We start from the raw sequence: 14545 nt of genomic DNA, 5'->3' as shown, positions 1-14545 counted from the left end.
ATCTACAAATTAGAAGCTTTCAACTTGTTCAGAGGAATGTTGGATAACGTTAACAAAGAAGTAATTTCATTCTTATTTAAAGGTGATTTACCAGCTCAAAACGTTCCTGAAATTCACGAAGCAAGAGAAGTGGCTCGTCCAAAAGAAAATTTACAATTAAGTAAAGACGAAATTCCAAATAGCGAAAGCATCAACCGTGAAGCTGGAGAAACTCAACAGCGTCAAGTTACTGAAACTATCGTTAGAGATATGCCAAAAATCAACAGAAACGATACTGTTGTTGTTCAAGAAATTGCTACTGGTAAAACAGAAACAATGAAATACAAAAAAGCTGAAGCTTTAATTGCAGCTGGAACTTGGGTTTTGATTAACTAATTAAGAATCCAATTTTAAATATAAAATCCCCGATTATTAATATAGTCGGGGATTTTTTTGTTTTTTTATTTTGCCACAAATTATCTGGGATTATCTTGATAATAACGTTCTTCAATTCGTTTTATATCTTTTATAGAGTTTTTCGCCCAAAGCAAACGTTTTACTAAAATTTCTTCATCAGTCAATTTCCAATCAATATCAGATCTACGAAGTCTATTCGTTAAGTTTTGAATGATAATCGCTGCTGAAACCGAAATATTTAAACTTTCTGTAAAACCAACCATCGGTATTTTTAAGAAACCATCGGCATTGTCCATAATTTCTTGTGATAATCCTTCTTTTTCTGTTCCGAAGAATAATGCGCTTGGTTTTGTAATATCAAAATCCTCTAGCATACAATCTTTTTCGTGCGGAGTTGTCGCAATAATTTGATAACCCTTACTTTTTAAATCAGAAAGGCAACCAGAAACCGAATCAAATCGATTAATGTCAACCCATTTTTGCGCTCCTAAAGCAATTTCTTTATCGATTCTTTTTCCAAAACGCTGCTCAATTACATTTAATTCCTGAATTCCGAAAACTTCACAACTTCTCATTACAGCGCTTGTATTATGCATCTGATAAACATCTTCTACTGCAACTGTAAAATGTTTTGTTCTATTTTCTAGTACTTTTAAAAAATTAGCTTTTCTATTTTCTGTCAATATATTTTCTAAGAATGCGAGGTAATCTAAATCAATCATTTTATTTATGTTTGGCGCAAAAATAATAAATAAAAGAGAAAGAAGTCTTCTCCTTATTTTCAGTCAGCTAAATCTTCAATCAAATTGGCATTAAGCTTTTCGTGCAAAACGTTGAGCTGAGATAAATTGGCAGACAAAACATCATCTTTATACGAATCTCCATTAAAAACTGCACTTTCATTTTTAGAATGTCTTTTAAGACGTTCCAACATCACATTTAGTTCGTTCTCAGAATAATCGACATTAATAAAAGTTACAAATCGTTCTATAACATTTTTCATTCCGTCATTATAATTGAGCATTATTACATTTTGGTCTATTTCATAAAAATCTAGAAAACTTTGAAAATATTTTTCTAAAACCAAAACTTGATATTGCCGAAAGCTTATTTTTTCATTTTCCGCCGAAGTAATTCCAAAAACACTTAACGGAATTATATTAGGAACCATATGCATGCCCGCCATCTTTTGATGAGATCTTAAAACTTCTCCTGGATTTCGATACAATAACGCAAAAGGAATTTCAGGAAAAATCGATCTTAAATATGAACTTTTAAAAACACTCCAAGCATCTAGTTTTATAATTAAATGTTTTTGTTCGGAAAATCTTTTCTGACCTAAGAATTTCAAAACTGATTTCAGTAAAAGCGTTTTAGTATCCTCATCAAAAGCGTCAGTTCTTAGAATCTGATCGATTATAGAGGCTTCAGAAACCATTATATTTTCAGAAGAAGTTGCAAGAGACTGACTCAACATAGTAGATCCGCATCTTGATACATGAAAAACCAATCCCTTTAACTCAACAAAATCTAATTCTTTAGACCAATCAATACTATTTTGTATTGTACTAATAAATTTAAATTGCTTCGAATTATAACTATGACTTTGACATTTCGCAATAGTTTCATCAAAAAAAGGATCTATAAAAGGCACATCTGCCAAATAAAGCCATTCGAAATAAACCTGATTATCATTTTCAATCAATTTAATTGGAATCCAATTTGAAATAAGGTCTTTTACATTTTCCATTTTATGAGTTCATTTGCGATTGAAGTTCGGCAATAATCTTCGTATTAATTTCTGAAGGATTTCTAGAGAGCTCTGCTATAATTTGTCGTTTTACCTCTTCTGAATATTCATTTCTTGATACATCATTCAAATCAAAACCCATTTTAGAAAACAACTGATCTGACCATTCATTTCTTATGCAATCTACAGTTAAATGAATTCTTGGTTCTTCACTTTTGTTCTCTACGCTATGTGGCAATTGAAAATTGGCGTACCAACACTCCCCCATTTTCATTGGAACCAATTTATGATCTACATAAAAATAAACTTCAGGATTGGTAATAATAGGAACATGAATCCTGAAAAAACCATCTTCATAAGAAGTGTCATTATCAACATGTTCTTTAATTTCACTTTGAGGTCCGAGTCTTAATAATCTCACGGCTTCTTTTTCGCATTGAAACCAATCCATTATTTCCTTAAAATAAGAACAATCGTCAAGCAAAGGCGTATTCTTATATTCTTTATTCGGAAAAGAAAGAATATCATTTTCTAATCCTGATTGTGATCGTAAAGAAACACTTGTCCATTTTCCTTCGTATCGATCGGTATTAAAGTGTGGTGTCCACAAATTAGTCTCGCAAGTCATTAAATCATTTTGCAGTTTTTCTATGGAAAAAGAAATTGGAAGTTGGCAAGAAGAAGGATTCATAACCTTAAGAATTTAAATTGCTAAGTATAAAATTGTAGAGTTTATTGGTAGAAACCGAAACCGTTTCAGCATCTGTTTTTAAAACTAAATCTGCTTTTTTAGGAATTTCAAAAACATCGCTTATTCCTGTAAAATTTCTAATTTTATTTTGATCATTATCGGGCAATAATGCTTTTTTGTATAATCCTTTTGGATCTCTTTCGATCAAATTACTAATGGCACAATCCAAAAATACCGTTTTCACAAATTCAAAAGATCTCAATTCATTTCTAAGGTTTTCATATGGATTAATAACCGACATGAGAACTATCTTTTTCTCCTCAATTAGATTTCGACCCAAATTAAAAAGACGTCTAACATTTTCACAACGATCTTCCTTAGAAAATCCTAAATCTTTACAAATTGTCTGTCGGTAAATATCGCCATCTACGATTTCGGCTTCATAATTATTTTGAAGCAAAAGATGTCTGACATTTTCTGCCAACGTCGTTTTTCCTGAACCAGATAAACCTGTAAACTGAATTAAAATCATTTTAACATCACTTTTTTTAAACGCATCATTAAAAATAAGTAATTCAAAATGAGAGACAAAGAGTATAAATACGGATTATTTTCTTGTAAAAAGAATCGCCAATCCTTGCTATTTCTTAAGTTTTTAAAGATAGAAATCACTATTTTTATCTTTTAATAAACAAAAATGAAAAAGAAACTTGTTGTTTTAACAGGAGCAGGAATTAGCGCCGAAAGCGGAATTAAAACTTTTCGTGACAGCGATGGATTGTGGGAAGGACATGATGTTATGGAAGTTGCCACTCCAGAAGGTTGGAACAAAAATCAGGAATTGGTGCTGGATTTTTATAATAAAAGACGCCAACAACTTAAAGAAGTAAATCCGAATTTGGGTCACATTATTTTGTCCGAATTGGAAAAAGATTTCGATGTGCAAATTATCACTCAAAATGTCGATGATCTTCATGAACGCGCAGGCAGTTCTAACGTTTTACATTTGCATGGCGAATTATTAAAAGTTAGAAGTACGCAGAATAAAAATCTAATTTTAGATTGGACTGAAGATTTGCATACAGGAGATTTAGATACAAACGGGCATCAACTACGGCCGCATATTGTTTGGTTTGGCGAAGAAGTTCCTGCACTCGAAGAAGCTATTGACATAACTGAAACTGCAGACTATTTTGCTGTAATCGGGACTTCACTGCAAGTTTATCCAGCTGCTGGATTAATTGCTTATACACCAAGTACAACACCAGTTTTCTATATTGATCCAAAACCAATTGCGATTCCGAATCTCCGAAATAAAGTCGAAACAATTGCAAAATTTGCTTCTGAAGGGGTTGCCGATATGAGAGAAAAATTATTGACCTTAGAAAAAACAACATGATTTTTGAAAGCTGGTTACAGCAATTAACTCAATTCAATATCTTCTGGCTCTTTATTTTCTTTTTTATAGAAAATGCAGTGTTAGTTGGATTATCTGTTTTAATTGGAAAAATTCTGGAACCAGAAAACACTTTTTTAAAGAATAAAGATCGAAAATGGGTGCTTTCTACATTGATCTGTAATACATTTATAACTTTAATAGGTTTTGAACTGTATCATTACGGAATCATGAAAATCGATTTTTCAGCATCAATACAGCTTATCTTTTTTGATACGCTATTATTAATTGTAGTAATGGATTTTTTCATGTTTATTTTTCATTTTCTAGTTCATCACTTAAAATGGATGTATCCAATTCATAAGCTGCATCATACACATGTAGAAACCAATGTTTACAGTTTGTATGTTCTACATCCTATTGAAACTTTAGGTTTTGGATTTATTTGGCTGTTTTTAATTACGATTTTGAAGTTTAATTATTTGAGTATCATTATTTATCTAGTTCTAAATCTATCTTATGGGATATTTGGACATTTAAAAAAAGACATTTTTCCCTCTTTCTGGTACAGTAATTACTTTACAAAATGGATTTCGACTACTAGATTCCATAATGATCATCATAAAAATGAATCTCGCAACTACGGTTTTTACTTTACAATTTGGGATAAAATTTTTAAAACCATAATTTAAGCACGAATATAGCTTTCAGAAGTTTTAACAATAGCTTATATTTGCACCTTTCGAAAAAACAACATCACAATGACTACTCTAAACGAATTGAATGCTATATCTCCAATTGATGGAAGATATAGAAATAAAACTCAAAATTTAGCACCTTTCTTCTCTGAAGAAGCTTTAATAAAATACCGCGTTTTGGTTGAAGTGGAATACTTCATTGCATTATGCCAAATTCCATTGCCTCAATTGAAAGGTATTGATTCTAGCTTATTTGAAAGCTTGAGAAACATCTACAAAAACTTCTCAACAGAAGATGCGCTTTGGATTAAAGAAACAGAGAAAGTAACTAACCACGACGTAAAAGCGGTTGAATACTTTATTAAAGATGCTTTTGAAAAATTAGGTTTATCTCAATACAAGGAGTTCATTCACTTCGGATTAACGTCTCAAGATATTAACAACACTGCTATTCCGCTTTCTACAAAAGAAGCGTTTGAGCAAGTTTATATGCCAACCTTAATTGCTGTAATTGCAAAATTAAAAGAATTAAGCGTTGAATGGAAAGACATCCCAATGTTAGCGCGTACACACGGACAACCAGCTTCTCCTACTCGTTTAGGGAAAGAAATTTTGGTATTTGTTGAGCGTTTAGAAGAGCAAATGCGTTTGTTATTCAATATTCCGTTTGCAGCTAAATTTGGCGGAGCAACAGGAAACTTTAATGCACACCACGTAGCATACCCACAAATTGACTGGAAACAATTCGGAAATAAATTTGTTGAAACAGATCTTGGTTTAAAACATTCATTTCCAACAACACAAATTGAGCATTACGATCATTTTGCTGCTTTCTTTGATGCTTTAAAAAGAATCAACACTATTATCATCGATTTAGATCGTGATATCTGGACGTATGTTTCAATGGATTATTTCAAACAAAAAATCAAAGCAGGAGAAATTGGTTCATCTGCAATGCCACATAAAGTAAATCCAATTGATTTTGAAAACTCTGAAGGAAACTTAGGAATTGCAAATGCTATTTTTGAGCATTTGGCTGCTAAATTACCAGTTTCAAGATTACAGCGTGATTTAACTGACAGTACTGTTTTACGTAATGTTGGTGTTCCTTTCGGACATACTATTATTGCTTTTGAGGCAACTTTGAAAGGTTTAAATAAATTACTTTTAAACGAAGGTAAATTTGCTGAAGATTTAGAGAAAAACTGGGCAGTTGTAGCAGAAGCTATCCAAACAATTTTACGTCGTGAAGCTTATCCAAACCCATATGAAGCTCTAAAAGGTTTGACTAGAACCAACGAAGCGATTGACAAAAATGCAATTCATAACTTCATTGCAACTTTAGAAGTTTCAGACGCTGTTAGAGCAGAATTATTAGCAATAACGCCTAGCAACTACACAGGAATTTAAGAAAAACACCAAATATTTTACCAAAAAAAGCTATCTTTATCGAGATAGCTTTTTTTATTTAACTCGGAGTAGTCCAGATTACTTCACTTAGCTTTATTTTCGTTGGAGTTCAGTGAATTACACAAAAAAAGCCTTTTGTTCAGAAAGCAAGAGTTGAACAAAAAACTTTAAGTGAAAAGCTGGATCAAGCTCACCGAAAACCAAAATGCCACATATGATTGCACTAAGCGCCGCTGCTGAAACTACACACCACTTACAACCTTTAATTAGTGATTTAGGTTTAATCCTAATGACTGCCGGAATTGCCGTTCTATTATTTAGAAGATTGAAACAACCTTTGGTTTTAGGCTACCTGATTGCAGGTTTTTTAGCTGGAAACCATTTTGATTTTTTCCCATCAATAACCGATATGAAAAGTGTCGAAGTTTGGGCCGAAATCGGGGTGATATTTTTGCTTTTCAGTTTAGGACTCGAATTCAGCTTTAAAAAACTAATGAAAGTTGGAGGGACTTCGTCTGTCACGGCCATAACGCAAATTATGTTTATGACCATAATTGGGTATTGCGTCGGACAGTGGATGGGCTGGGGAAAAATGGATAGTATTTTCTTGGGAGCAACACTTTCTATTTCGTCCACAACTATTATTATCAGAGCTTTTGATGAATTAGGAGTTAAAGGAAAAAAATTCGTTGGAATTGTTTTCGGAGCTTTAATTGTAGAAGATATTGTTGCCATTTTAATGTTGGTTTTATTATCTACTATTGCGGTAAGCGACCAGGTTTCAGGAACAGCATTACTGCAATCTGTTTTAAAACTTATTTTCTTCTTAATCATATGGTTCTTAGGAGGAATATTTATTATTCCGACAATCTTTAAAAAAGCAAAACATCTATTAACTGATGAAATGCTGCTGATTATCTCATTGGCACTATGTTTAATGATGGTAATATTTGCATCAAATGTTGGTTTTTCTCCTGCATTAGGTGCTTTTATTATGGGATCTATTATTGCTGAAACGACAATGGCTGAAAAAATTGAACATTTAATTCAGCCCGTAAAAGATTTTTTTGGAGCCGTTTTCTTTGTATCTGTTGGGATGTTAATTAATCCTGTAACATTGGTAAATTATGCGCTTCCTGTTGCTATAATCACTTTGTTAACCATATTCGGAAAAGCATTCAGTTCTTCTATCGGAGCTTTAATTTCTGGTCAGCCATTAAAACAATCTGTTCAAACGGGAATGAGTTTGGCACAAATTGGAGAGTTTTCTTTTATTATTGCAACTCTTGGAATGACTTTAAAAGTTACAAGTGATTTCTTATACCCAATTATTGTTGCCGTATCTGCAATTACCACTTTTACTACTCCATTCTTAATTAAATATTCAGAGCGTTTTGCCTTCTTTCTAGAGTCAAAAATGCCTAAAAAATGGGTTAAAAACATTAACCGATATAGTGTGAATGCGCAAGCCATCAAATCTGTAAGCACTTGGCAGATTGTACTTCGTTCTTCGATTACACAAATTATTCTTCACACCATTATTATTACAGCGATTATTTTATTATCATCAAAATTTGTTGCGCCATTGGTTGCAGATACAAGATTCGGAAATACTTTGGCGGCTTTATTGACTTTAGTTGCAATTGCACCGTTTTTGTGGGCACTTTCGCTTCGTCGTGTAAAAGTAGATGAAGTTGAAGCTCTTTGGGAAGAGCGAAAATATCGTGGCGCACTTTTAATGCTTATCTTGATCAGAATGAGTCTTGGCTTGTTCTTTGTCGGGTTTTTATTAAATATCTTTTTCTCTCCTTTGGTTGCTTTTGTAGCATTGATTATTGCCATTGGGGCTTATCAAATTTTTCCTAAAAAATTAAACGAGCAATATCATAAAATTGAAAATCACTTTTTGAAAAACTTCAACGATCGTGAAAATAAAAAGATCGACAGAAGATATGCTAATTTAATGCCTTGGGATGGACACATGTCTTTCTTTGAAATTAAAAAAGAATCCAATTTAGTGGGTCAGACTTTACAAGAACTTAAAATTCGTGAGCAGTTGGGAATTAATATCGCTTACATTAAACGAGGAGAAGTCACCATTCCTATTCCTACCAAAACCGAACGTTTATTTCCTGGCGATGAAATTTGCGTAATTGGAACCGATGCACAAATTGCAGAATTCACAAAATTCTTAACTCAAAACGAAACAGAACCACCTGCAAAAGTAGAAGAAACTGATATTGTTTTACGTCAGCTTGAAGTTTCTCAAGACGAATTCATTCAAAAAAGCATCGGACAATTTAGAGCCAAAACAGACGGAATGGTCGTAGGAATTGAAAGAAACGGAAATCGTATTCTAAATCCAGAATCTAGTTTAATCTTAGAGAAAAATGATATTCTTTGGGTTGTAGGAGACAAGAAAAAAATGAATGCTTTGTTGGCAGCGAAATAAGGTTCTGAGATACTAAGACACTAAGATGCTAAGTTTTTATCTTGCCAGTTTTTAAACTTTCGTAAAAAATAAAGCGCTAAGATTTCGTTATGAAATTTTAGCGCTTTTTATATTCATTATTTTGAAAAAAACTTAGAATCTTAGCATCTCAGAAACTTAGAAACTCAGAATATTATTTATTCGGCTGCGGTGTCAAACGCAAATAAGGTTTGATTGGTGTATGTCCTTTTGGGAATTTAGCTGGAATATCACTGTCTGGAATTGCTGGTGCAATAACTACATCTTCTCCATCTTTCCAGTTTGCAGGAGTTGCAACACTATAATTTGCAGTCAATTGTAAACTGTCAATTACACGAAGTAATTCGTCAAAATTTCTTCCTGTAGAAGCTGGATAAGTCAGCGTTAATTTGATTTTTTTATCTGGTCCGATAACAAAAACAGAACGAACTGTAAATTTGTCACTTGCATTTGGATGAAGCATGTCGTACAGATTTGCTACTTTTTTATCCTCATCTGCAATGATTGGGAAATTCACTTCTGTATTTTGAGTTTCGTTGATATCTTTAATCCATTCTTTATGCGACTCTAGGCCATCTACACTCAAAGCAATAACCTTAGTATTTCTTTTTTTGAATTCTGGAACATAGTTCGCTACAGTTCCTAATTCAGTAGTACAAACCGGAGTAAAATCTGCTGGATGCGAAAATAAAACACCCCAAGAATCTCCTAACCATTCGTGAAAGTTAATAGGTCCTTGCGTCGTTTCTGCATGAAAATCTGGTGCTATATCGCCTAATCTTAGTGTTGACATAATTTATCTTTTTTAGTTCCTCTAAAATTAACCAAAAAAAGCATATAGAAAACATTGATTTTCTTAAAAAAAGTTAAAATTCTACTTTATCGATATAATTAGTATTTTACTACTAAATAAAAGCGAGAACAAAGTACCAAAAAGCAAGCGTTACAAAGGAAATCGGAATTCCGAAACCAATCATCATACTACTTAGTTTTGGTTTTAATCCGTATGTTGAAGCCAAGATTGCACCTGTAATCATGGGTGCCATTGCCGTTTCCATGATGGTAATTTTTATTACTTCAGAATGCTGATTAAAAATAAAAACATACAATACAAAAATGACAAAAGGAATTAAAAGCAGTTTAAAGAAAAGTCCTAGACGTAAAAATTTCCAATGTTGGCTTTTTCGATCAAAAGTCAATTGCAAGCCAACCGAAAGCAAAGCTAAAGGTGTTACCAAACTTCCTATTTTTAGCAGAATAGATTCAAAATTGTCATTTAAATGATAATCAAAAATATTCATCAAACATGCCAAAACGAACATTATAAAAGGCGGGAATAAAATAATCTTTTTGAAAATTCCTAATGCATTCGGGCTTCCTTTAGAATAAAAAGCAGCCGTAAAAACACCAAGAGTTGAAACCACTACAAAAGTTCCTGGCTGATCTACCAAAACGGCAGTTACTAAACCTTTCTTTCCATACAAAGCTTCTATAATTGGATAACCAAGAAAAGAACTGTTGCTTAATCCTGCCGTTAGAATCAAACATCCTATCAATTTATTCGACCAGCCATTTCTTCTTCCTAAAAAATGAAAAAATAGAAAAGCCAAAATATAAGTAATCCACCCCGCACCTATCGGAAACAATAATTCATTACTCCATTTTATTTTCGGAATATGATATAAAGTAATGGCAGGAAGGCAGAAATAAATAACAATTTTATTAAGCGTCTTATAAATATGAGTAGGAAATTGTTTTACTTGTTGTAAAACTAGACCTAACGAAAGAAAGAGAAATATTAAAATAAAGTTGTTCATATGATAAGATTACAGCAAAAATAGTTATTTCCATTTTGTGAGAAGTGAAAAGAAAATAGTAATTAACCCTTTTAAAGGAATCACAACTATTGATTTTCTTTTGTTAAACCTATAACATTACACCAAAAACCACTCACTTTCAAATAATTAACAATCAATTTTTACATTCAAGTAATCTGTTTTTACCAAAAATTAGTTAAATTAGTACTTTGTGTTGCAAAAACATGTAAATTTGTAACATATTTTATTACAGTATGATTTCAGGTAAATTTGCCATAACGATTCACATTCTTACTTTGCTCCATAAATTCCCAAATGATTATTTGTCATCGGAGTTTATTGCGGGAAGTATTAATCTTAATCCAGTATTGGTCAGAAAAGAAATTGCCAACTTAAAAGCACATCATATCGTAGAAAGTAAAGAAGGAAAAAATGGCGGGACAAAATTGGCAGTAAACGCTGCTGAACTGACTTTAAAACAAATATTCGAAATGACCTTTGAAACGATTGGTTTAGGTTTTGCTAAAAATCAGCCAAATCCTGATTGTCCTGTTGGAAAAAACATCAATCAGCATTTGGAGAATTTATATAGCGAAATGAATCAGAAAGTGAGCGCACAGCTTGAAGGGATTTCATTGGAAGATTTTTCGAATCAATTTTAAAAACTATTTTTTTATCCAAAACTGTAACATTTTTTATTACTAAATAAATTTATATATTATGAAAATCGCACTTATTGGAGCTACAGGATTTGTTGGCTCAGCAATTTTAAACGAATTAGCAGACAGAAAACATGAAATCACTGCTATTGCAAGAACTCCAAAAGACACCCCAAACGCTATTTGGGTTGCTGCAGATATTTTTAATGTTGATGCCTTGGCAGAAATCTTAAAAGGTCACGATGCTGTTGTCAATGCTTATAATCCAGGATGGACAAACCCAAATATTTACGATGACTTTTTAGCAGGTTCTAAAGCTATTCAAGAAGCAGTTAAAAAATCGGGTGTAAAACGTTTTATCACTATTGGTGGTGCAGGAAGTTTATATGTTGCTCCAGATTTACAAGCGGTTGATACTCCAGATTTCCCAAAAGAGATATTCCCTGGTGCAAATGCTGCAAGACATTATTTAAACATTATTAAAGAAGAAAAAGACTTGGATTGGGCATTCTTTAGTCCAGCTTTCGAAATGCATGCTGGAACTAAAACAGGAAGAACTGGAAAATATCGTTTAGGTTTAGAAAATCCTGTTTTTAATGACGAGCAAAGAAGCATTCTTTCTGTAGAAGATTTGGCAGTTGTTATTGCTGACGAAGTAGAAACTCCAAAACATCATCAAGTGCGTTTTACAGCTGGTTACTAAAAAGTTTCTAAGATTCTGAGGCACTAAGATTCTCAGTTTTTTGCCACAAATTACACAAATTTCCACGAATTATTCTTTTGCTTATTTTGAATAAAAATTAATTAAATTTTGTGTAATTCGTGGCAAACTTATTTTTACTCCTTTTGAGAATAACAAATTAGTGGTAATTCGTGTAATTCGTGGCAAACTAACTTTTTGAAACTGTCTTTGTTTTCTGTACTTTTACATTTCTAAAAAGTGCGTTTTGTCAAATTCTAATAAACAAACTGGAAGCATCTCTGAAAAAGCTGGAATTTCATCCCCCGAAATCACCAATATTTCGGCTATCAATCAAATTAAAAGCAAACGCAGACAACAACCAACTTCTCAAGAATTAATTAATGGCATTTTAGAAGGAAATAGAACTTCTTTAAGTCGTGCCATTACTTTAATTGAAAGCACCAATCCTGATCATTTTGAAAAAGCAAGTGAAGTCATTCAAGGCTGTTTAACTTATGCCAATAAATCAGTTCGAATTGGAATTACAGGTGTTCCAGGAGTTGGAAAAAGTACTTTTATTGAAGCTTTTGGAAAACATCTAACTCAATTAGGAAAAAAAGTGGCGGTTTTGGCAGTTGATCCAAGCAGTTCGCTTTCTCACGGAAGCATTTTGGGCGATAAAACCCGTATGGAAGAATTGGTTAAAGATGAAAATGCTTTTATAAGACCAAGTGCTTCTGGAGAAACTTTGGGAGGTGTAGCGCGCAAAACTCGAGAAACTATTATTCTTTGTGAAGCCGCAGGTTTTGATACTATTATTATCGAAACTGTTGGTGTCGGCCAAAGCGAAACTGCGGTTCACAGTATGGTCGATTTCTTTTTACTTTTAAAAATTTCTGGTGCAGGCGACGAACTTCAAGGCATTAAACGCGGTATTATGGAAATGGCAGATGCAATTGTCATTAATAAAGCGGACGGAGATAATATAAAAAAAGCAAATCAGGCGAAATTGGAATTTAATCGTGCTTTGCATTTGTTCCCTCCAAAAAAATCGAACTGGCAACCTAAAGTTACTACTTGCAGTTCTCTAACAAAAGATGGAATTTCTGAAGTCTGGAATACGATTTCTGATTATTTTGAAATGACGAGAGAAACAGGATTTTTCCAAGAAAAAAGAAATGAACAAAACCACTTCTGGATGATGGAAACTATCAACGAACAGCTAAAACAAAATTTCTATAATCAGCCAGAAATCATTTCCCTTTTAGAAGAAAGCAAAAAAGCAGTGCAAAACAATGAAATTTCATCTTTTGCAGCAGCTTCTGAGTTATTAAAATTGTATTTTAATAAAGACTCTAAGTAACTGAAATTCTAAGTTTCTGAGTTTTTTTTATTTAGTTTACAATAATTTAATCATTAATTTTTAAGTTATTGAGATATGCTTTCTCCATAGTTATATCCGTAACAAACTTAATTGCACATTCACCAGTTTTTTCCATTTCTTCAAAAACTCGTTTTGCTTTATTATGCAGTTTTTGCTCATTTAGATAATTATCAAAGATTTTTTGGGCAAAATCAATACTTCCGTAATATATCAAAAAATCTATTGGTAAATTTTGATGTTTAGTATCAAAGTGTTCATTTAATACTAAAGAATTATCGGCAATATCATTTAATAAATTGTTTAAATTTTCAAATTTTTCAAAAACAGGAACAGCATATTTTTCAATCAACTCACATAGCTTTGGTATAATATTATCCTGATTTGCGAGGGCAATATTCCAATCAGTATTTTTGTTTTTTAATGGTGTTATGTTTTCTAATTTAGTTGAAAAAATTAATCCACTTTCTTCTTCTGAATTGTATTTTTCATTTTGCCATTTTTTAAGCGATAACGATGATACTGAAATATGCGGCCAAATTACAACACTCCCTGACCAATTTCTCATACTAGATTGGAAATAAATTTCAAATACAAATTCTCCATTTTTAGATTTTTTTCTTAAAACCTGTCCTTTCTTTGTAGATTTAAAACCTTGTGGAGACAATATTTCTGTAATTTTTTGGCAACCAATTTCAAATATTTCTTTCGTTTTCATTTTCTTATTTCATTTTCAATCCATACTTTTTGTAAAAATTTACAGCACAAAATTACTCTGCTTTTTGAAATAAACAAAAAGCAGCGACAAACAATGAAATTTCATTGTTTGTCGCTGCTTCTGAGTTATTAAAATTATATTTTAAAAAAAGGTTCTAAGTTGCTAAGGTTTCTTGTTTGAGTGAAGTTGAAGAACTATATAGCATTTCGACTTCGCTCAATTTGACAAAACTTAGAACCTTAGCAACTTAGTATCTTAGCATCTTTATTTCTTTGCTCTAAGCTTATATTTATTTTCCTTATAGAGGTTTCCCGCTGTAATTACATGCGCCAAAGCATCTTTTGCTAATTCTTCATTTAATTTTACAGGAATCAAAGTTGTATCGTTTTTGATTTCAAATTGCAATGGTTTCAAATTTGGCTGCATAATCACAACTTGATTTTCTACCCTGAAAGCATTGATGTCATTAAACTGCAT

At 32.3% G+C, this 14545-nt stretch carries 14 protein-coding genes and 2 pseudogenes; 8 read left to right on the top strand and 8 right to left on the bottom strand.

Annotation, left to right across the window (positions count from 1 at the left end; all coding sequences use genetic code 11):
- Positions 1-375: pseudogene (gene secA, locus B3J44_RS09655) on the top strand (preprotein translocase subunit SecA); the annotation flags it as partial.
- Positions 376-455: 80 nt separating this feature from the next.
- On the opposite strand, the gene B3J44_RS09650 reads toward secA, so the two are convergent.
- Genes B3J44_RS09650 through cysC form a run of 4 tightly spaced genes read right to left on the bottom strand, consistent with a single transcriptional unit; the run spans position 456 to position 3405 of the window.
- Positions 456-1118: a TrmH family RNA methyltransferase gene (locus tag B3J44_RS09650; RefSeq protein WP_286968094.1), complete on the bottom strand. Its 663-nt coding sequence runs from the start codon at positions 1116-1118 to the stop codon at positions 456-458.
- 59 nt (positions 1119-1177) lie between these two features.
- Positions 1178-2146, bottom strand: coding sequence for a sulfotransferase family protein (locus tag B3J44_RS09645; protein ID WP_286968092.1), 969 nt, complete (start codon positions 2144-2146; stop codon positions 1178-1180).
- Between the two features lies 1 nt (position 2147).
- Positions 2148-2837 carry an aspartyl/asparaginyl beta-hydroxylase domain-containing protein gene (locus B3J44_RS09640; protein ID WP_286968090.1) on the bottom strand — a complete coding sequence of 230 codons (690 nt, stop codon included), beginning with the start codon at positions 2835-2837 and terminating at the stop codon, positions 2148-2150.
- 4 nt (positions 2838-2841) lie between these two features.
- A complete protein-coding gene (gene cysC, locus B3J44_RS09635) occupies positions 2842-3405 on the bottom strand; it encodes an adenylyl-sulfate kinase (RefSeq protein WP_286968181.1) in 564 nt (187 codons plus the stop codon).
- A gap of 129 nt (positions 3406-3534) precedes the next feature.
- On the opposite strand from cysC, the gene B3J44_RS09630 reads away from it, so the two are divergent.
- From B3J44_RS09630 to B3J44_RS09615, 4 genes are all read left to right on the top strand, one after another.
- Positions 3535-4236: an SIR2 family NAD-dependent protein deacylase gene (locus B3J44_RS09630; RefSeq protein ID WP_286968088.1), complete on the top strand. Its 702-nt coding sequence runs from the start codon at positions 3535-3537 to the stop codon at positions 4234-4236.
- Positions 4233-4925 carry a sterol desaturase family protein gene (locus B3J44_RS09625; RefSeq protein ID WP_286968086.1) on the top strand — a complete coding sequence of 231 codons (693 nt, stop codon included), beginning with the start codon at positions 4233-4235 and terminating at the stop codon, positions 4923-4925. Before B3J44_RS09630 ends, B3J44_RS09625 begins: the two co-directional genes overlap by 4 nt.
- Positions 4926-4994: 69 nt before the next feature.
- On the top strand, positions 4995-6341 hold the full coding sequence (purB, locus tag B3J44_RS09620; RefSeq protein ID WP_198858322.1) for an adenylosuccinate lyase: 1347 nt from the start codon (positions 4995-4997) through the stop codon (positions 6339-6341).
- A 214-nt stretch (positions 6342-6555) separates the two neighbouring features.
- On the top strand, positions 6556-8793 hold the full coding sequence (locus B3J44_RS09615) for a cation:proton antiporter (protein WP_198858321.1): 2238 nt from the start codon (positions 6556-6558) through the stop codon (positions 8791-8793).
- A gap of 172 nt (positions 8794-8965) precedes the next feature.
- Here the strand turns inward: B3J44_RS09615 and B3J44_RS09610 are convergent, their stop codons facing one another.
- Together B3J44_RS09610 and B3J44_RS09605 are read right to left on the bottom strand one after the other, a co-directional pair.
- Positions 8966-9604 (bottom strand): peroxiredoxin, encoded by a 639-nt coding sequence (locus B3J44_RS09610; RefSeq protein WP_198858320.1) that lies wholly within the window; start codon positions 9602-9604, stop codon positions 8966-8968.
- Positions 9605-9716: 112 nt separating this feature from the next.
- On the bottom strand, positions 9717-10628 hold the full coding sequence (locus tag B3J44_RS09605) for an AEC family transporter (RefSeq protein WP_286968084.1): 912 nt from the start codon (positions 10626-10628) through the stop codon (positions 9717-9719).
- A 254-nt stretch (positions 10629-10882) separates the two neighbouring features.
- Between B3J44_RS09605 and B3J44_RS09600 the strand changes: the two genes are divergently transcribed.
- The 3 genes from B3J44_RS09600 (at position 10883) to meaB (ending at position 13332) form a co-directional block, all read left to right on the top strand.
- Positions 10883-11290 carry an RrF2 family transcriptional regulator gene (locus B3J44_RS09600; protein WP_113679775.1) on the top strand — a complete coding sequence of 136 codons (408 nt, stop codon included), beginning with the start codon at positions 10883-10885 and terminating at the stop codon, positions 11288-11290.
- A gap of 58 nt (positions 11291-11348) precedes the next feature.
- A complete protein-coding gene (locus B3J44_RS09595) occupies positions 11349-11990 on the top strand; it encodes an NAD(P)-dependent oxidoreductase (protein ID WP_286968082.1) in 642 nt (213 codons plus the stop codon).
- 244 nt (positions 11991-12234) lie between these two features.
- On the top strand, positions 12235-13332 hold the full coding sequence (gene meaB / locus B3J44_RS09590; RefSeq protein ID WP_286968080.1) for a methylmalonyl Co-A mutase-associated GTPase MeaB: 1098 nt from the start codon (positions 12235-12237) through the stop codon (positions 13330-13332).
- A 46-nt stretch (positions 13333-13378) separates the two neighbouring features.
- Here meaB and B3J44_RS09585 read toward each other — a convergent pair whose 3' ends face one another.
- Both B3J44_RS09585 and B3J44_RS09580 read right to left on the bottom strand, forming a co-directional pair.
- Entirely contained in the window at positions 13379-14068 is a 690-nt protein-coding gene (locus B3J44_RS09585; protein ID WP_286968079.1) for a DUF4304 domain-containing protein, read from the bottom strand.
- A gap of 264 nt (positions 14069-14332) precedes the next feature.
- Positions 14333-14545, bottom strand: a pseudogene (locus B3J44_RS09580) (LTA synthase family protein); the annotation flags it as partial.

The organism is Flavobacterium sp. UBA4854 (assembly GCF_002399805.1).
GTDB lineage: Bacteria > Bacteroidota > Bacteroidia > Flavobacteriales > Flavobacteriaceae > Flavobacterium > Flavobacterium ginsengisoli.
The sequence above is the reverse complement of the archived record's forward strand: the minus strand, read 5'-3'. Positions and strand labels throughout refer to the sequence as shown.

Bases quoted from the DNA above. Each gene is read 5' to 3' on its own strand.
- B3J44_RS09650 (WP_286968094.1), bottom strand. From the start codon at position 1,118: ATGATTGATTTAGATTACCTCGCATTCTTAGAAAATATATTGACAGAA.
- B3J44_RS09645 (WP_286968092.1), bottom strand. From the start codon at position 2,146: ATGGAAAATGTAAAAGACCTTATTTCAAATTGGATTCCAATTAAATTG.
- B3J44_RS09640 (WP_286968090.1), bottom strand. From the start codon at position 2,837: ATGAATCCTTCTTCTTGCCAACTTCCAATTTCTTTTTCCATAGAAAAA.
- B3J44_RS09630 (WP_286968088.1), top strand. From the start codon at position 3,535: ATGAAAAAGAAACTTGTTGTTTTAACAGGAGCAGGAATTAGCGCCGAA.
- B3J44_RS09625 (WP_286968086.1), top strand. From the start codon at position 4,233: ATGATTTTTGAAAGCTGGTTACAGCAATTAACTCAATTCAATATCTTC.
- purB (WP_198858322.1), top strand. From the start codon at position 4,995: ATGACTACTCTAAACGAATTGAATGCTATATCTCCAATTGATGGAAGA.
- B3J44_RS09615 (WP_198858321.1), top strand. From the start codon at position 6,556: ATGATTGCACTAAGCGCCGCTGCTGAAACTACACACCACTTACAACCT.
- B3J44_RS09610 (WP_198858320.1), bottom strand. From the start codon at position 9,604: ATGTCAACACTAAGATTAGGCGATATAGCACCAGATTTTCATGCAGAA.
- B3J44_RS09605 (WP_286968084.1), bottom strand. From the start codon at position 10,628: ATGAACAACTTTATTTTAATATTTCTCTTTCTTTCGTTAGGTCTAGTT.
- B3J44_RS09600 (WP_113679775.1), top strand. From the start codon at position 10,883: ATGATTTCAGGTAAATTTGCCATAACGATTCACATTCTTACTTTGCTC.
- B3J44_RS09595 (WP_286968082.1), top strand. From the start codon at position 11,349: ATGAAAATCGCACTTATTGGAGCTACAGGATTTGTTGGCTCAGCAATT.
- B3J44_RS09585 (WP_286968079.1), bottom strand. From the start codon at position 14,068: ATGAAAACGAAAGAAATATTTGAAATTGGTTGCCAAAAAATTACAGAA.